At 66.1% G+C, this 18,115-nt stretch carries 12 protein-coding genes; 3 read left to right on the top strand and 9 right to left on the bottom strand.

Annotation, left to right across the window (positions count from 1 at the left end):
- Window positions 1–22: 22 nt before the first annotated feature.
- The 4 genes from DYQ94_RS16350 to DYQ94_RS16335 form a co-directional block, all read right to left on the bottom strand.
- Window positions 23–1,333: an MFS transporter gene (locus DYQ94_RS16350; protein ID WP_126966910.1), complete on the bottom strand. Its 1,311-nt coding sequence runs from the start codon at window positions 1,331–1,333 to the stop codon at window positions 23–25.
- 477 nt (window positions 1,334–1,810) lie between these two features.
- Window positions 1,811–3,064, bottom strand: a complete 1,254-nt coding sequence (locus DYQ94_RS16345; protein ID WP_160954928.1) for a dipeptidase — start codon at window positions 3,062–3,064, stop codon at window positions 1,811–1,813.
- 236 nt (window positions 3,065–3,300) lie between these two features.
- Window positions 3,301–3,618 (bottom strand): hypothetical protein, encoded by a 318-nt coding sequence (locus DYQ94_RS16340; RefSeq protein ID WP_039518152.1) that lies wholly within the window; start codon window positions 3,616–3,618, stop codon window positions 3,301–3,303.
- 31 nt (window positions 3,619–3,649) lie between these two features.
- Window positions 3,650–4,816, bottom strand: coding sequence for a class I SAM-dependent rRNA methyltransferase (locus DYQ94_RS16335; RefSeq protein WP_024939159.1), 1,167 nt, complete (start codon window positions 4,814–4,816; stop codon window positions 3,650–3,652).
- Window positions 4,817–5,077: 261 nt separating this feature from the next.
- Between DYQ94_RS16335 and DYQ94_RS16330 the strand changes: the two genes are divergently transcribed.
- Both DYQ94_RS16330 and DYQ94_RS16325 read left to right on the top strand, forming a co-directional pair.
- A complete protein-coding gene (locus DYQ94_RS16330) occupies window positions 5,078–6,034 on the top strand; it encodes a TerC family protein (RefSeq protein WP_160954927.1) in 957 nt (318 codons plus the stop codon).
- Window positions 6,035–6,470: 436 nt separating this feature from the next.
- Window positions 6,471–7,256, top strand: coding sequence for a rhomboid family intramembrane serine protease (locus DYQ94_RS16325; protein ID WP_160954926.1), 786 nt, complete (start codon window positions 6,471–6,473; stop codon window positions 7,254–7,256).
- An 86-nt stretch (window positions 7,257–7,342) separates the two neighbouring features.
- On the opposite strand, the gene DYQ94_RS16320 is transcribed toward DYQ94_RS16325, so the two are convergent.
- Together DYQ94_RS16320 and DYQ94_RS16315 are read right to left on the bottom strand one after the other, a co-directional pair.
- Complete coding sequence (locus DYQ94_RS16320; protein WP_160954925.1) at window positions 7,343–8,443, bottom strand: glycerophosphodiester phosphodiesterase; 1,101 nt, start codon at window positions 8,441–8,443, stop codon at window positions 7,343–7,345.
- 254 nt (window positions 8,444–8,697) lie between these two features.
- A complete protein-coding gene (locus tag DYQ94_RS16315; protein WP_065033268.1) occupies window positions 8,698–10,998 on the bottom strand; it encodes a TonB-dependent receptor in 2,301 nt (766 codons plus the stop codon).
- Between the two features lie 195 nt (window positions 10,999–11,193).
- On the opposite strand from DYQ94_RS16315, the gene DYQ94_RS16310 reads away from it, so the two are divergent.
- On the top strand, window positions 11,194–12,054 hold the full coding sequence (locus DYQ94_RS16310; RefSeq protein WP_160954924.1) for an acid phosphatase: 861 nt from the start codon (window positions 11,194–11,196) through the stop codon (window positions 12,052–12,054).
- A 173-nt stretch (window positions 12,055–12,227) separates the two neighbouring features.
- Here the strand turns inward: DYQ94_RS16310 and mnmE are convergent, their stop codons facing one another.
- From mnmE to yidC, 3 genes are all read right to left on the bottom strand, one after another.
- Window positions 12,228–13,574, bottom strand: coding sequence for a tRNA uridine-5-carboxymethylaminomethyl(34) synthesis GTPase MnmE (gene mnmE, locus DYQ94_RS16305; protein ID WP_184428924.1), 1,347 nt, complete (start codon window positions 13,572–13,574; stop codon window positions 12,228–12,230).
- A 20-nt stretch (window positions 13,575–13,594) separates the two neighbouring features.
- Window positions 13,595–16,297, bottom strand: coding sequence for a polysaccharide deacetylase family protein (locus tag DYQ94_RS16300; RefSeq protein ID WP_184428926.1), 2,703 nt, complete (start codon window positions 16,295–16,297; stop codon window positions 13,595–13,597).
- 93 nt (window positions 16,298–16,390) lie between these two features.
- Complete coding sequence (gene yidC / locus DYQ94_RS16295) at window positions 16,391–18,112, bottom strand: membrane protein insertase YidC (protein WP_160954921.1); 1,722 nt, start codon at window positions 18,110–18,112, stop codon at window positions 16,391–16,393.
- Between the last annotated feature and the right edge of the window lie 3 nt (window positions 18,113–18,115).

Below are 18,115 nucleotides of genomic sequence, written 5' to 3'. Positions count from 1 at the left end.
CACACTCGCTGGGACGGACGCATCACTGGTTCACCGCGCGTGCCGGCACCCGCAGCACCAGCGCGGCGCCCAGCAGCATGGCCCCGGCCAGCACATACAGCGCCAGCTCGGTGCTGTGGGTGGCGTCCTTGATCCAGCCCACCAGGTACGGGCTGACGAAGCCGGCGACCTGGCCGGTGGAGTTGATCAGCGCCAGCCCACCGGCAGCGGCGGCGGCGGTGAGAAAGCCGTTGGTCAGCGGCCAGAACAGCGGCAAGCCACTGACCGCGCCCATCGTAGCCAGGGTCATGCCGAACAGGGCCAGACCCAGGTTGTCGGTGACGCTGGCGGCGATGCACAGCCCGGCCGCCCCCATCAGCAACGGGATCACCAGGTGCCAGCGGCGCTCGCGGCGGCGGTCGGCCGAGCGCCCCATCAGCAGCATGAACACCGCCGCGGCCAGGTACGGAATGGCGCTCATCAGGCCGATCCGGGTCGGGTCGGTGACGCCGCTGCCCTGGATGATCGAAGGCAGCCAGAAGTTGATCGCATACACCCCGCTCTGGATGCAGAAGTACACCGTGCCCAGCATCCATACCGCCGGGCTGCGCAGCACCGCGCCCAGCGAGCTGGAGGCGCCGGCCGGCTTGCCGGCTTCGTCGGCGGCCAGCGCGCGGGTCAGTGCCTGCTTCTCCTGCGGGTCCAGCCAGGTGGCCTGCTGCACGCCATCGCTGAGCAGGAACCACACCCCGATGCCCAGCAGCACGGTCGGCAGGCCCTGCAGCAGGAACATCCACTGCCAGCCGGCCAGGCCACCCTGCCCGGCCGAGAAATGGCCGAGGATCCAGCCCGACAACGGCCCGCCCAGCACGCCGGAGATCGGGATGGCCGACATGAAGACGGTCATGACCCGGCCATGCTGGGCGCGCGGAAACCAGCGCGTCAGGTACAGCACGATGCCGGGGAAGAAGCCGGCCTCGGCCGCGCCGGTGAGCAGGCGCAGGGTGTAGAAGCCGGCCGGCGTGCGCACGAACATCAGGCAGGTCGACAGCAGGCCCCAGCTGACCATCATGATCGCCACCCAGCGGCGCGCACCGATGCGCTGCAGGATCAGATTGCTCGGCACCCCGCAGGCCAGGTAGCCGATGAAGAAGATGCCCGCACCCAGCCCGTACACGGTCTCGCTCATGCCCAGATCGCCGAGCATCTGCAGCTTGGCGAAGCCCACGTTGACCCGGTCCAGGTAGTTGAACAGGTAGCAGACGAACAGGAACGGGATCAGCCGCCACAGGATCTTGCGGTAGGTCGGGGCCATGTCATCGGGGGGCGGCAGTGGCCGGGTGGCTTGGGTCATCGCACGCTCCAGCAGTCGGTGGGCCCCACCGGCGCGCAGTGCTGGCACCGGCACCACACAGGGGTCGGCGCATTCTAGTTGGAGCTTTTTCCCGGAAGCATCGTCAGCCTGCTGCCTGTCTGCCGGCAGGCACACGCCGGTTTTTGTGCAAATGCCCAAATCAGCCACAACCGCTCCCGGCGTGTGCCGGGCTCGGAACGCGACAGCAACCATGCTGTTGGTGCAGGGCTGGCGACCCCGATGCTGCGACGGCGGCCCGCCACCCAACCACCTGGCTGACAACCAGCGCCGGCGCACTCCGCGCGCGCCCCTATCAGCCCATCCGGCGAAGAAGCCAGCAGCAGCGACGCGCCTCTACCCCAGCCCTGCACTTACAACCAAGCCGGCGGCCACCGCCAAGCCCGACGCAGCACCCAGCCCGCACGACAGACCGCCTCGGCCTTGCGAATCCCGAATCCCGACTCCCCAATCCCAGCACTACCTCCCCACTCCCGACTCCCGATTCCCCACCGCATACGCCTGCGCCTGCCCCATCACCCGCAGCAGGTTGCCGCCCCAGATGCCGGCGATCTGCTGCTCGGTGTAGCCCTTGCGCAGCAGCCAGGCGGTGATGCGCGGCAGGTCGGAGACGTCTTCCAGGCCGACCACGCCACCGCCGCCGTCCCAGTCCATGCCGATGCCCACGTGCTCGGGCCCGACCACCTTGAGCACATGCTCCAGATGGGCGAAGAAATCCTCCTCGGTGGCGCGCTTGATCGGATAGCGCGCATCCAGGTCCTTGAGCGCGGCGCTCAGGGCCGTGCCGTCGGCGATCTTGATGTGCTCCCAGCCGCCGTATTGCTCGGTCAGCGCCTTCTCGGCGGCCTTGCGCTCGGGGCTGGCGCCGCTATCGACCAGATAGCCGCCGTAGGAATTCACCTGGATCACCCCGCCGTGCTCGGCCAGCACCTTCAGCCGCGCGTCGTCGATATTGCGCGGATGGTCGAACACCGCACGCGCGCCGCTGTGCGAGAGCACGATCGGCACCGGCGACAGTGCGATCAACTGGTCGAACACCGCATCGGAGGCATGCGATTGATCGATCACGATGCCCAGCGCCTGCGCCTGTTGCACCAGTTGCTTGCCGGCCGGGCTCAGGCCCTTCCACTCCGGCCCCTTGGGGTCGGTGGCCGAGTCGGCGAACTCGTTGTTGAGAAAATGCACGGTGCTCATCAGGCGCAGGCCCTGCGCGTAATAGAAGCGCAGCAGCGTGGGGTCGGCCACCAGCGGGCTGGCGTTTTCCATGCTGATGTACACCACGCGCTTGCGATCGGCCTTGATGCGCGCGGCATCGGCGGGCGTGGTGGCGAAGGCGAAGCGCTGTGGTTGCGCGGCCAGCAGCGTGTGGATCTTCAACAACCGCTGCAGACCGGCATCGCGATCGTCCAGATGCGCGGCCGCACTGCGATTGCCCTGCGCGGTGTAGACCGCCCAGAAGCCGCCATCCAGCGCGCCTTCGACCATGCGCGGGTAATCCACCTGCGACAGCCGGTTGCCGGCATGCGCCTGCAACACGTCGAAGTCGGGGCGCTCCAGGTTGGCCGGCGTGTCCAGATGCGAATCCAGCGTGACCAGGCGCTGTTGCAGCGCCGTGGCGCGCGCCAGCTCGGCCTTGGAAAACTCCAGCGCGTGGGCAGGCAGCGCGGTGGCGAGCAACAGCGAGACAGACAGAGACAGCGTGTGCAGGTGCATGCGATCTCACAGCCAGGTGGGGGTCACCGGATCATAACGGCTTGCGGCACGCGTACTGCACGCGCCACGGCGCAGGCGATGCGCACATTGCGGCTCTGAAAAAATACACACGGAACCACATTGCGCGCAGTGCCAACGTCTGTACGCCGCGCCCAGCTTGCAGCCGCACGCAGGGATCCATGCGTGGCCCACCGTGACCGCTTGCCTGGCGATGGCATGCGGGGCTAGGTGTGGGTTCAATCGCCCAGTTCGGCCAGGCGCGCGCGCACGCTCTCGACATCGACGTGCTCGCGCACGTGCAGCCACTGCCGCGCCCATACCGAGCGCAGCACGATCCAGGCACCGAGCACGCCCAGGCAGGTCGAGCCCAGCGCCAGCAGCAATGGATGCAACGGCGAACCGTTGCCGGTCTGGAACAGGTACATGAAGGCGCCAGCGAACAGCAGCCACACCCCGAACACCGGCCAGTTGCTGGCCAGCAGACTGGCATGGGGCCGCTCGATCTCGCGCAGCAACCGGCTCAGCGCCTTGCGTTCCTCATCGTCCGCTGTCATCGACTGGCCGCTCCAGGGGTTGATCGCCGCGCTAGATCACGCGGCAGAAAACAGCCTTCAGATAGCGCGATTCCTGCACGTGCGCCATGAACGGGTGGTCCGGACCGGCGCCGGCCACCTTCAGGATCTGGATGGTGCGCCCGGAGAAATACGAGGCGCGCCGCAGCATGTCCAGGAACTCCTGTTCGGCCACCAGCCCGGTGCACGAGAAGGTGGCGAACAGGCCACCGGGCTTGACCACGCCCAGCGCCAGCTTGTTCATGTCCAGGTACTTCTTCAGCGCCGGAATCACCTGCTCGCGGTCGCGGGTCATCTTGGCCGGGTCCAGGATCACCACATCGAACTGCTCGCCGCGGTTGGAGGCATCGCGCAGCCAGGGGAAGATGTCGGCCTGCACGAACTTCGGCCGCACGTTGTTGAGCTTGGCGTTGCCCTTGGCGATGGCGATCACGTCCTCATCGATGTCCACGCCCAGCACCTCGGACGCGCCGCGCGCAGCCGCATACACCGCAAAGCCGCCGGTGTTGCAGCACAGGTCCAGCACGCTCTTGCCTTCGACCTGCTCGCTCAGCCACTGGCGGTTCTCGCGCTGGTCGGCAAAGAAGCCGGTCTTGTGCGCACCGGCCGGGTCGGCACGGAACTTGATGCCGTACTCGGTGATCACCGACGCTTCGGTGGTGGTGTTGCCGTGGAAATCGAAGCTTTCCTGCTTCTGCACGTGTTCGTCGGCAAAGCTGTGGAAGCGGCAGCCCGGGAACTGCTCGCGCAGCGCCTCGTAGATCCATTCGCGGTGGCGGAACATGCCGGCGGCGAAGAACTCCACCACCACCAGGTCGCCATAACGGTCCACCACCAGGCCGGACAGGCCGTCGCCTTCGCTGTGCACCACGCGCCAGGCGTCGGACACCGCGTCGAGCTTGAGCCAGTCGCGGCGCAGGCTCACTGCCGCGGCGATCTTGCGCGAGAACCAGCCCGCATCCACCGGCACCGCCTGGTCGGTCTCCAGGATGCGCACGGCGATGCGCGAGTGGCCGTTGTAGAAGCCGCGGCCGACCCACTCCCCGTCCACGCCGACCACATCGACGATGGTGCCGGGTTTGGGCTTGGCGGCGGGCTTTTCCACCAGCTTCTGGAAGATCCACGGGTGGCTGGAGCGCCACGCATTCTTGAGTCGGACGACGGGGACAGGAGTATTCATCCGCCCATTGTATCCGGCTGGATTGACGTGCCTGCCCCGGGCACGCAGAATCGGGCATAGAAGGGGAGTAGCTCCCAGCGTTGTCGCCGTCATGACGAGCCCTGCCAACAGGCGCTCCGGTGCAACGGCAACCGGCCCGGCCGGTTGTGAGCGAGACCTTCGCCGCGCAGGCGAAGGTCCGTCACCCGGAATCCACGATTTCCGTGTCACAAGGCCTCAGCCCACCGGCTGTCCAGGTCGTTTCACTTTCGGGATTCTTGTATGCAAACCATTGGCAATGTCTGGTTATGGGGCGGCTTCGCGATCGTGGTGATCGTGGCGCTGTTGGTCGATCTGGTGCTGATGCGCCACGGCGGTGCCCACAAGGTCACCTTCAAGGAAGCCACCTGGTGGAGCATCGGCTGGGTGCTGCTGGCGCTGGCCTTCAACGCCGGCCTGTGGTGGTACCTGCAGGGCAGCATGGGCGATGCGGCGGCCGACCGCATCGGGCTGGAGTTCCTGACCGGCTACCTGGTCGAGAAATCGCTGGCGGTCGACAACATCTTCGTGTTCCTGATGGTGATGACCTACTTCGGCGTGCCCGAGGAGCAGCGCCAGCGCGTGCTGATCATCGGCGTGCTGGGCGCGATCGTGCTGCGCGCGATCATGATCTTCGCCGGATCGGTGCTGCTGACCAAGTTCCATTGGCTGCTGTACGTGTTCGGCGCCTTCCTGCTGCTGACCGGCATCAAGATGTGGTTCTCCGCCGGCAAGGAGCCGGACCTGGAAGCCAACCCGGTGCTGCGCTGGATGCGTGGCCATCTGCGCCTGAGCCCGCAATACCACGGCCATGCGCTGAGCGTGATCAAGGACGGCAAGTGCTGGTTCACCCCGTTGTTCGTGGTGCTGATCCTGATTGCGGTGATCGATGTGATCTTCGCGGTGGACAGCATCCCGGCGATCTTCGCGATCACCACCGACCCGTTCATCGTGCTGACCTCCAACGTGTTCGCGGTGCTGGGCCTGCGCGCGATGTTCTTCCTGCTGGCCGGCATGGCCGACCGCTTCCATCTGCTGCCGTACGGCCTGGCGGTGATCCTGGTGTTCATCGGCACCAAGATGATGATCATCGATCTGTACAAGATCCCGGTGCTGGTCTCGCTGGCGGTGGTGATCGTGATCCTGGTCTTCACCATCGTGCTCAGCCTGCTGCGGCCGCCCAAGCCGGCCGGGCACTGACCGGCCGGGATTCGGGATTCGGGATTCGGGATTCGGGATTCGGGATTCGGGAATCGGGAATCGGGAATCGGGAATCGGGAATCGGGAATCGGGAATCGGGAATCGGGGTTGTGCTTGGCTGCAGCTGATGGTGCAAGGGATGCCGCGGTTTCGCTTCGGCTCTCGCCACTGGGGCCGGTCGTGGTCTTCGGCCGTGATCGTCGGCTCCGTCGCCCATTACGCGACTCGGCTGCAGCGCACCACAGGCGGTACCGGAGCATTGGGACCGCGCCCTGGTTGCCACCACACCTAACTGCGGTGAGGTATTGGCCGCCGCGGCCTGCCTGCCGGGCTTCGTATCAGCCCGGCGGGCAGCAGGATTGTCCCGCCGCCGGATCCGGTTATCCCGCGCAAATAGGGCTTGCAAAGGCAAAACCACGCCGCCATCCGTGAATGCATGACAACGCATTCCCTTGCCCCCGATCCCACCACCCAGAGCCGCCTGGATCGTTCCCGGGTCTTGCGTGCCTTCAACTTCAGCCTGGCCGCCGTGCTGCTGCTGGTGGCGGTGTTCACCGCCCAGGGCATGTTCGACTGGCGCGCCTGGGCGGTGGCACCGCTGCAGGCCGACGGCCTGCTCGGCATCCTCTCCGCGCCGCTGCTGCACGGCTCGCTCGCGCATCTGGGCGCCAACGCCGCCGCGCTGCTGATCCTGGGCACACTGGCCGGCAGCGTGTATCCGCGTGCCACCGCCCTGGCGCTGCCGTTGCTGTGGCTGGGCTCGGGACTGGGCGCGTGGTTGCTGGGCGAGCCCGGTAGCCGGCATCTGGGCGCCAGCGGCGTCACCCACGGGCTGATGTTCCTGGTGTTCGTGCTGGGCCTGCTGCGCCGCGACCGCCCGGCGATTGCCACCAGCATGATCGCCTTCCTGTTCTACGGCGGCATGTTGCTGACCATCCTGCCGCACGAGGCCGGCGTGTCCTGGCAATCGCATCTGGGCGGCGCGGTGGCCGGCCTGATCGCCGCGCTGCTGCTGCGCCTGCGCGACCCGCAACAGGCCAGGCCGCGCTACAGCTGGGAAGACGAGGACGAAGACGCTGCCTGGGAGATCAGCAACGCCGAACGCGACGTGCTGGAACCGCCGCCGCCACGCCAGGTGCCGGTGCTGTGGCAGCGCCAGGAAGACGGCTCGCAGAACGTAGTGCTGCATTTTCCGCCACGCGAACGGCCACCTGGGACGTAGGAGCGCGCTAGCGCGCGATGGAGCGTTATCGGGAACGCTTCATCGCGCGCCAGCGCGCTCCTACAGACCGCATATGCGTCCAACGGTTAACGCGTTGCACGCTCGCTCAACGCACGCCGTGCCAGGCCCGGATCGTCGGCAAAGAACGCATCGATACCGGCATCCAGGTACGCCTTCAACTCGGCCAATGCACCGGCCTCGTTACGTTCGGTCACCGCAGCACTGCTGCGGTTGTTGGCGGCCAGAAAGTAATTCTCCGGGCGGAAGGTATACGGCTGCACCTGCAGTCCTGCCGCATGCGCGTCGTGCACCAGGCTGGTCGGCGTGCCCAGGCGTTGCTGCGCATCCAGCGGAATGATGCTGCGGATGTCCGGGCCGATCGCATCGGCGTAGCTGGCAACCTGTTTCAGCCCTTCGGGCGTGATCATCTGCGCGTAGGTGCGCGGTGCGCTGCCTACGCCCGCATCGGGCAGCGCCATCTGCGCGCCGCCCAACAGCTGCAGCAAACGAATAGTGCTGTTGCGCCCGATCTTGCCGCGCAAGTAACGCAGGTTGCCGGTCTCGAACGACTGGATCACCACCGGCGCGGTCTGCGTGTAGGCATGCGCACGCAGGCTCGCCAGCACCTTGTCTTCCATCGCCAGATTCAGCGCACTGAAATAGCTCGGGTGCTTGATCTCCGGAATCAGCCCGATCGTGCGCCCGGTCGCTGCCGATTCGGCCGCGACAAAATCGATGATTTCGTCGAAGGTGACGATCTGAAACTGCCCATCCCAACGCGTGCCGCGCAACTGCGGCAACCGCTCGCGCGCGCGCAAGGTCTTCAATTCGGCAAGAGTGAAGTCTTCGGTGAACCAGCCTTCCATCGCCTGGCCATCGATGGTCTTGCGGGTCTTGCGCGCGGCGAACTCCGGGTGGCTGGCCACATCGGTGGTGCCGCCGATCTCGTTCTCATGACGCGCCACCAGCACACCATCCTTGGTGGACACCAGATCCGGCTCGACAAAATCGGCGCCATCGACAATCGCCTTGGCATACGAGGCCAGGGTGTGTTCCGGGCGCAACGCGCTGGCGCCACGGTGCGCAAAGATCTGCACCGTCTTCGCCAACGGCGCCTCTGCCAACGCGGGCCCGCTCATGCCGACCATCATCGCCCCCAACACCAACGCACGGTGGAACTGCATCATGCCTTTCTCCAACAAAAAAGCAGCCATCAACACCACGGCACAACCGCCAGATGAGCGCGGCCGATGAGCGAGGCGGGATGCACGACCTTGCATCCCGCACCTCCGCATCGTCGCATCCGCCCGACAATCACTCGACAGGTCTCGCCAGCCACTCTAAAACCATCCACGTCGATCACCACCGGAAATCAGTCAGCAGCCATAAGACCCGCTGTTACCAATCCCCAATCCCCAATCCCGACTCCCCAATCCCTAACTCAGAACTTGGCATCCAAGGTCAAAAACACCTGCCGCGGCGCGCTGGCATGGAATGCCAGCTGACGGCCATTCGGATCGCTGTTGGCGAACGCGGTGAGGTTGGACGCATAGCGCTTGTCGGTGAGGTTGGTCACGTTGAGCGAGAGCTTGAGCCCCTGCAGCACGCCGGCCTGGCCGAAGTCGTACCCGGCGCCCGCATCGAACGAGGTGTAACCGCCAAAGCCCTGGTCGTTGGTGTAGGTGTAGTAGCGCTGGCCGGTGTACTTGCCGCGCAGGTTGATGTTCCAGTTGGCGTAGTTGAAGGCGATTTCGCTGGCAAACATGCGCTTGGGCGTATCCACCGTGGTCTTGCCGGCAGTCGGAATGATCACCCCGTTCTGCACGTAGTTGTCGTCGTAGGTCGAGCGGTTGATCGAGGCCGAGTTGTACCACTGCAGGTAGCTGGTCGGCTTCCAGATCACGGTCAGTTCGCCGCCGCGGCTGCTCACCGAGCCCACGTTGAAGAAGCGCGTGGTGCAGGCCGGCGTGGTGCCCTGCTGGATGCTGGCGCAGGGATTGAGCGAGAGCAGGCGGTTGTCGAAGGTCACGTCGTAACCCACCAGCGAGGCTTCGAAGCGGTCACGCACGAAGCGGTAACCGGCTTCCACGGTGCGCGACTTTTCCGGCTCCAGTGCGCCGACGCTGGCATCGAAGGAGGCCTGCGTCACCAGCAACGGACCACCGGCGCCGCCGCCCTGGAACGCGGCGATGTTTTCCGCGTACGAGGCGAACACTTCCTGCCCGTCTGCGATGCGATAGCCCAGACCGACCTGCGGCAGCACCGACTCGCTGGCCTTGATCGAACCGGTCGCCACCGGCGCTTCCACCGCCAGCCCCGGCGTTTCGCGCGCGGTCATTTCGGTGCTCGGGCTCTTGATGCCCAGATCCAGGCTCAGGCGCTCGTCGAGGAACTTGAAGTTGCCCTGCACATAGAACTGCCGCGTGGTGATGATGTAGTTCTGCGAGAACAGCCGGCGGTCGGGATCCTGCAGGAACTTGTCATCGCTGACCGGCCCGTCGATCCAGTAGAAATTGCGCTCCACATCGTGGTGATTGCGCTCGTACCACAGCCCGGCTTCGAGATGATGCGGGCCCAGGTTCCAGCCGAGCGAGGCGATGCCGCCGGTGCGGTTGATCCAGTAATTGGTGCTGCGGATGGAGATCGGCAATGCCTGCGGCGTGCCCGGGTTGGACGCCTGGCCCGGCGACCACCAGTGGCCCTGACCCTTGTTTTCGTGGTGGTAGACCTGGGTGTGCAGGCTGATGGCATCGTTGGGCTGGAAGTCGCCGGCCACATAGAACAGATCGTCGTCGCGCAACGCGCGGCTCTGGTAGTACGCATCGTCGATGTTGTCCACGCCGCCGCTGAAGCCGCAGCGCGCCGCATTGCGCGTGGCCGGTGCGCAGTACGCCGCGGCCAACGCCCGGTTCCAGTCCGGTGCGTACAGGTTCCAGTCCCAGCCCAGGCCACGCGCCATGCCGCTCTTGGACAGATACGAATAATCGGCCTGCGAGGTCCGCGAGGTGTCGGCGAACGCGGTCAGCTTGCCGCCGTCGAACTGGTACACGCCCTTGGCATTGAACTGCCGCGTGGTGGTCGGCGACTCCGGGCGCGCCCACATGTCGGCTTCGGCATTGATGCCGGACAGATACGCCGAAAACCCGTTGTAGTCGCCGGTGTCCACGCGCAGGAAGGTGCGGCGGTTGGCATCGGAGCCCACCGTCTGCGACAGCTGCCCGCCGAACACGCTGGACGGATCGGCCGAGTAGTACTGGATGGTGCCGCCCAGGTTGCTGGTGGATGCGGTGCCCAGTGCGCCGATGCCCGATGCCAGCTCCACGCCGCCGAAGTTTTCCGCAATCAGGGCGCGGCTGATATTGAGGCCGTTGTAGTTGCCGTAGGCGTTGTCACCCAGCGGCAGGCCGTCGAGCGTATAGCCCAGGCGCGTGCCGTTGAAGCCACGCAGGCTGATCGTCTGCGACTCCTCGTTGGCACCGAAGGCATCGTTGGATTGCACGTTGACGCCCGGCATGCGGTTGAGCAGCTTCTGGATGCTGGTGCCCGGCGGCAACACCGGAATGTCCTGCTGGGTGATGCGCTGCACCTGACGCGTTTCGCCCTGGCCGATCACCGAGACCGCGTCGAGTTGCTGCACGGTCGTGCCGGTGTCGGCAGTCACCTCGGGATCGGCGGCGTAGGCGGCCGGCGACAGCACGAGCGCGGTAAGGACGGCGGCACTTAACAGATGGGTCTTGGGCATGAGCGGCAGGGGGGACGAGTCAAAAGATGACGGCAAGCGTGCGACAGCTGTCTTGCGCCGATGCGACCGGGACATGACAGTGCTGCGACAGCGGCTGCGCATTCCGCGCCGCAACTGCGTTGCGCTGGCATGCAGATGTCATCTGCGCGTCGTAATCTGCGCCCTCATCCATCCGTGTTGTCCGAGGGTTGCTGCATGTCCGATCGCATTGTTCGCGCTTGTTTCCGGACGCTGTCCAGCGTCGCCATCGCGGTGCTGGCATGGGGATGCGGCAGTGCGAGCGCCCGCGACAAGGCGGCTCCGGCGGGCTCGGTGATCGCCACCGATGCACACGGCTACCTGGAAAAAGCACAGGTGCCCGACAGCCTGCGCCTGGTACCGCCACCGCCACAGGACGGCAGCGCCGCGCTCGCCAACGATCAGGCCATCGCCACATCCATGCTTGCCCTGCGCGGCACACCACGCTGGGACCTGGCCACACAGGATGCTGCACTGACGTTCCCGGCGGCCGCCAATCACTTCAGTTGCGCGCTCGGTATCCAGATCGACCAGGCCCACACCCCGCACCTGCTGCGTCTGCTCGAACGCAGCATGCGCGACGCCAGCACCAGCACCAGCGCGGCGAAGGCACGCTATCAGCGGCCACGCCCGTTCATGCGCAACGACCAGCCGATGTGCACGCCCGACGATGACGCGGCGCTGCGCAAGAACGGCTCCTACCCCTCCGGCCACACCGCCATCGGCTGGAGCTGGGGCCTGATCCTGGCCGAGCTGGCACCCGCCCAGCGCGACGCCCTGCTCGCCCGCGGCCGCGCCTTCGGCGACAGCCGCCTGGTCTGCAACGTGCACTGGCAGAGCGATGTCCTGCAGGGCCGCATCATGGGCGCCGCCACCGTCGCCGCCCTGCACGACAACCCCGAGTTCCAGAAGGATCTAGCCGCTGCGCGCCGCGAGATCGACAAGGCGCATGCAAAGCAACCTGCCACCGCCACTGCATCGCCAGCCTGCGATGCCGAGAACGCGGCATTGCAGACGGTGCTGCCGGGTGTGATGTGACGCGTTTTGCAGCGCAGTTGCGGGCGCTCGCTTCGAGTTCCGGTATCGGCATGTGACCCGCTGTACAAGCGTTGTGCTTGTCGCCGTCCCTGATCCTTGATCCTTTCCTTGATGCAGAACACCAACAGCCAGCGTCTACATCGGCTCGTCATGCGTCGCGGCAGGTAAGCGGTTTACTTGCCGATGCAAAAACTCGAAAAGATCTTGCCCAGCAATTCGTCGGCGCTCAGCTTGCCGGTGATCTCGCCGAGTGCTTCCTGTGCCAGGCGCAATTCTTCGGCGGCCAGTTCGAGCTGTTCGAAGCCCAGCTCCAGATCCGCTGCGTCTGCATGCTGTTCGGCGCGGCACAATGCCTCGACATGCCGCGTGCGTGCGGAGAATTCGCCTTCCACGCTGTCCGCTCCGTCGCCCAGCGCAAGCTCGCGCAACCGGGCGTGCAACTGCTCCAGTCCCTGCCCGGTCACCGCCGAGACCGAGACCGCGACCGCGTCGCGATCGAGCGCTGTGGCTTCGGCCAGCAGATCGCATTTGTTGTGGATCCACAGCTGACGCGGCACAGTATCGATGGCATCGCCGATCGCATCGCGCGCGGCTTGCGGGTCGCGTGCATCCAGTACCACCAGCGCCAGGTCTGCGCGCTGCAACTCCGCACGTGCGCGACGCATGCCCTCGCGCTCGATCGCATCACCGCCCTCGCGCAGGCCGGCGGTGTCGACCAACACGAGTTCGAAACCATCGAGCTGGATGGCTTCCTGCAAGGTATCGCGGGTGGTCCCGGCGACATCGGTGACGATGGCGCGCTCGCTACCGGCCAATGCATTGAGCAAGGAACTCTTGCCCGCGTTGGGCGGACCGATCAGCACCGCGTGCAGGCCGTCGCGCAGCTTGCGCCCGCGCTCGGCATCGCGCAGCAGTTGCGCCAGCAATGCGCGCGCCTGCTGTAGCCCGTCGCGCACCTGCGCCCCTCCCAGGGTGTCGAGCGGCTCGTCGGCAAAGTCGATCGCCGCTTCCACATGGACGCGTAGCCGGGTGAGGCTGTCGCTGAGCGCATCGACCCGTTGCGAAAACACACCGTCCAAGGATCTGCGCGCAGCGCGTGCCGCGCGCAGATCGCCGGCGGCGATCAGATCGGCGATGGCTTCGGCCTGCGCCAGATCGAGTTTGCCATTGAGAAAGGCGCGCTCGCTGAACTCGCCCGCGCGTGCCTGGCGCGCGCCCAGCGCAATGCAACGCGCCACCAGCTGCCGCAACAGCACCGGGCTGCCGTGTCCCTGCAGTTCCACCACCGCCTCGCCGGTGAAGCTGTGCGGCGCCGGAAACCACAAGGCGATGCCATCGTCGATCACCTCGCCCTGCGCATCGCGAAAGCGCGCGTAGCGTGCCTGCCGTGGCTGCAGATTCGGGACACCCAGCTCGGCGGCGATCTGCGCCGCCTGCGGCCCGGACAGGCGCACGATGCCGATGCCTCCGGTTCCGGCGGCGCTGGCGATGGCAACAATGGTCGATGGCGAAGAAGACATAGTCAGACAGGTTGCGCGGATCAGAGGCGTTGCAGTTGCGTGCGTGCCTGCTCGGCGCCGCTGCCTTGCGGCTGCAGTTCCAGATAGGTGGCGTAGGCCTTGCGTGCCTTGTCACGGTCGCCGGCTTTTGCGTATGCATCGCCGAGATTGAGATAGGCCACCGCACGCGACGGATCGATTTTCAGGGTATTTTCCAGCCAGCGCGCCGATTCGGCAAAGCGTTCCTGGCGGTAGTACACAAAGCCCAGGTTGTTGGCGGCCAAGGCGAAATCCGGGCGCAGCTTCAAGGCTTCGGCAAACTGCTCGGCCGCTTCGGCGTAGCGTTTTTCCTTGTACAACTGCAGGCCGCGCTCGTTGGCCAGCTGCGCACGTTGACGGTCGCTGCTCTTCACCGCCGTCGGCAAGACCAGCCTGGCTTCGCCGCCTTGCAGCGTCTTCACCGTCACCGGCGCCGCAGCTGTTGCAGCACCGCTGGTGGTGGCGGCGGGACGCGCCGCATCCACGCGTCCGTTGAGTGCGATCGCGTCGGCAGACAACTGCGCGGTGCCGGCGGTCAGGAACTCCTCGCCACTCGGTACCTGGAACACGAACTCGCCGCCCTGCGAGCCGGGCAGGCTGCCGAACGCCGGGGTCTGCGCCGACACTGCCGACACCGCCGGTGCGACATAGGCCGCCAGTTCGGTACCGGTGATCAGGCCATCGCCATTGAGATCGCCCTTGCCCGCCAGCGCCTGCAGCAGTACCCAGGTAAACACCGAATGCCCGTTCGGGCCGCTATCGGCCACCTGCTGATCGGCACCGCCGGCAGTGAGCATCTGGCGGGCGATGCGTCGTGCGTTCTCGCGCAGGTAGGCGCCGGACGTCGGCCCGCCGCGCGTCAGCCCCAATCCGCTATAGCAGGCATCCATCACGAACAGCACATGCTTGGCCTGCAGGCTTTCGGCGATGTTCTGCAGGTCGCTCATCGCGATCGCATCGCTGGCCAGTTGCTGCGGATCCGAGTCGACCGGAATGATGTAGCCCAGGTCGCGCCCGGATGCCAGCCGGCGCGTGGCGCCATGCCCGGCGAAGAACACGAACACGCGGTCGTTGGTCTGCGCGCGTCCCTCGCCGAGGCGATCGTGGAATGCCGCAAGAATATTGTTGCGCGTGGCCTGCCCGTTCTTGAGCACGATCACCTGCGAGGACGGAAACCCCAACGGGCCGGTCAAGGTGCTGGCGATGGCCTGCGCGTCGTTGGCGGCATATTCGAGCTTGGGCCAGTGCGCGTAGTCGTCGATCCCGATCACGATCGCCCAGGAGTTGGCGTAGCCGGTGGTCACGGTTGCCTCGGCCGCCGCGCCGGGCGCGCGCGCCACCGAAAACTCGCGGCCATTCCAGCCGGCGAACTGGTAGCCATCGGCGATCAGGCGATCCAGGATCTGCGGCAGCGCCTTCACTGCACGGTCGTGGATGTCATGGAACAACACGATGCCGCGCTGCTCCTTGTTCACCTGGTCGAGCACGCGCTGCACGATCGACTCGGGCACAGGGTCGGCCCAGTCCATCGAGTCGATGTTCCACATGATCGACTTCAGGCCTGCCTCACCCAGCAGCTGCAAGCCTTCGGCATTGCGCGCCCCATACGGAAACCGGAACAACGGCGCACGCTTGTCGTCCACCGCCCGCAACAACGTGTCGGTGTCCAGCACCTGGCTGCGCAACGCATCGCCGGTGGTCTTGGACAACTGCGCATGGGTCAGGCTGTGGTTGCCCACCGCATAGCCTTCTTCCATCAGCGTGTGGCTGATCTTGGATAACGGCGCGAGTGTCGGCTTGCCCTGCGCGTCCAGGCTGCCCAGGTTGCGGCCCACTTCGAAGAACACGCCCGGTACGTCGTAGCGTTTGAGGATGGCCACGATCTCCTCGGTATAGGCCTTGTGCGGGCCATCGTCGAAGGTCAGCACCACCGTCTTGGGCGGCAGGTCGCGGCCGAAGATTTCGCTGTCGCTATCGCGCGCGGAGAACGGGTACGGCTCCACCACGCCATGATCGCGCAGGATCTTTTCGCGCGTGTACAGGCTGCGCAGATGCGCCACGTAGTCGTCCCACTTCTCGCGCTTGGGCACGATCGCGCGGCTGCGATCGAAGCGGCTGAAAATCTGCGTCAGTTCCTTGTTGTAGCTGCGCTCGATCTCGTCCAGCGCTTCCAGATCCTCACCGATGCGCTGATGCAGCTTCACCGCCGGCAGTGCCGAATCGCGGCCAATGCGTGCGTGCAGGTCGCGCAACACTTCGGCAAACGCCAGGCGGTCGGCATCGTAGAGATCCGGTGCCGATTCGATCTCGTCCAGCACCGTGGCGATCGTTGCGAAGCGACGCGCTGCGTTCGACGTCAGCACCGTCTCGAATCGCGCAGCGATGCGTTCTCGCTGTTGGAGGTTTTCATGGAACAGCTGCTGCCCCACGCTGCTGGAGGTGGCGCGATCGCGTGGCGTCTGGGCATCCGCGTCGGCCAGCAACACGATGATGCGGCGATGCCGGTCCAGTTGCTCGCGCAGCTGCGCGATCAGTGCGCGTGCGTCGTCGCTGTCGGCTTCGGCTGGCGCACCAGTGGCGGCCGGCGCAGCGGTGCTGGCAGCAGACGCTGCCTCGCCGGCGGTCTGCTTGCCGCAGCCGGCCATCGCCAGCATTCCTGCGAAAGCGGCGCACAGCCACAGGCGATACAGCGGCGATGACATCACGACGGCGTCCTTGGCAATGAAGACAACAGGGCAGACAGCAACTGCGGCGACATGCAGAAAGCCCGCCTTGCGGCGGGCTCTGTGCAACTGCGCTTACTTGGCGTTGGCCTGGATGATCTTGCTCGGCTTCTCGCCGTGCTGGCGGATCATCCACCACTGGATCAGCAGACCCAGGCCGCCGTTGACCACCCAGTACAGCACCAGGCCGGCCGGCATGAAGGCCATCATGACGCCGAACACCAGCGGCATGAACTGCATCATCTTGGCCTGCATCGGGTCCATGCCCGGGGTCGGGGTCAGCTTCTGCGTGGCCCACATGATGGCGATGTTGAGCACCGGCAGGATGAAGTACGGATCGCGCGCGGTCAGATCCTGGATCCAGCCCAGCCACGGCGCCTGACGCAGTTCCACCGATTCCACCAGCACCCAGTACAGCGCGAAGAAGATCGGCATCTGGATCAGCAGCGGTAGGCAGCCGCCCATCGGGTTGATCTTTTCCTTCTTGAACAGCTCCATCGTCGCCTGCTGGTACTTGACGCGATCGTCGCCGTAACGCTCCTTCAGCTGCGCCAGGCGCGGCTGGAAGCGGCGCATCTTGGCACCGGACTTGTACTGCGCAGCCGACAGCGGATACAGCGCCAGACGCAGCAGCACCACCAGGCCGATGATGGCCCAGCCCCAGTTGTGCAGGAAGCTGTGCAGATGGCTCAACACCCAGAACAGGCCCTGGCCGATGATGGCCATGATCGAGAAGCGGCTGTAGTCGACTACCCGGTCCAGTCCCTTCACGTCTTCCTTGGCGATCAGGCTGACCAGCTTCGGGCCCACCCACAGGCGCGCTTCGGTGGTCGCGGTCTGGCCCGGCGCCACGGTGAAGGCCGGGCCACGCAGTTCGGCCACGTCACGCGGGCCGTCCTGGTTCAGCACGTAAAGCGAGGCCTGGTCCTTCTGCGGAATCCACGCAGTGAAGAAGTGGTGCTGCAGCAGCGCCACCCAACCGCCGGTGATCTGGCGATTGAGGCCGCCGTCGTCCATGTAGTCCTTGAACGCGCGACGCTCGTAGCCTTCCTGCGGGCTGTACCAGGTCGCCCCGTTGAAACTGAAGGAATCCGGGTTGGTCATGCCGCGGCTGAGGATGGTCGGCACCCGGCTCAGCTTGCGGAACACGTAGCCGTTCCACGGCGCGCCACTCTTGTTGATCACCTCGTCCTTGATCGAGATCGCATAGCGACCGCGCTCCAGGGTGAAGGTGCGGCGGATCGATACGCCGTTGGGGCCATTCCACACGAAAGGCACCACCAGGGTGTTCTGGCCCTTGGCCAGTTCGAATGCGGTGCCGGGCTGTTCGGCGCGGAAGCCGCCCACGCCCGGTACCGGCGAATGCTCGCTGGCCCAGCCGCTGGTGGCGTTATAGGGATGCGCGGCATCTTCGGTCAGCAGGCTGACCGGCGCGGTGCCGTCCTTGGTCTGCGGAAACTGCAGCAGTTCGGCATCGAGCACGCTGCGGCCGTCCAGCTTCAGGCGCAGCACGTCCGAGGTCAGGGTGATCACCGGCGCGGCGCCGGCAGCGGCCGGCGGCGCGGCAGTCGTGCTGGTCGCCGGTACAGCGCCCGGCACGCCCGCCTGCGGAATGGCCTGGGCCGACGGCACATTGGCCGACGGTGCCGCAGCGTCCAGATCGCGCGCAGCCGGCACCGACTGCGTCGCCGCAACCACCGGCGCATTGGCGGCGGCCTTGTCCTTGCCCCACTCCATCCACAGCAGCGCCGCGACCATCAGCCAGGCAAAAATCAGGAAAACACGGGTCTGGTTCATCGG

The sequence above is a fragment of the Xanthomonas sp. LMG 8993 genome, from assembly GCF_009835065.2.
In the GTDB taxonomy this organism is placed as follows: domain Bacteria; phylum Pseudomonadota; class Gammaproteobacteria; order Xanthomonadales; family Xanthomonadaceae; genus Xanthomonas; species Xanthomonas arboricola.
This window is presented reverse-complemented; position numbering and strand designations above follow the sequence as displayed.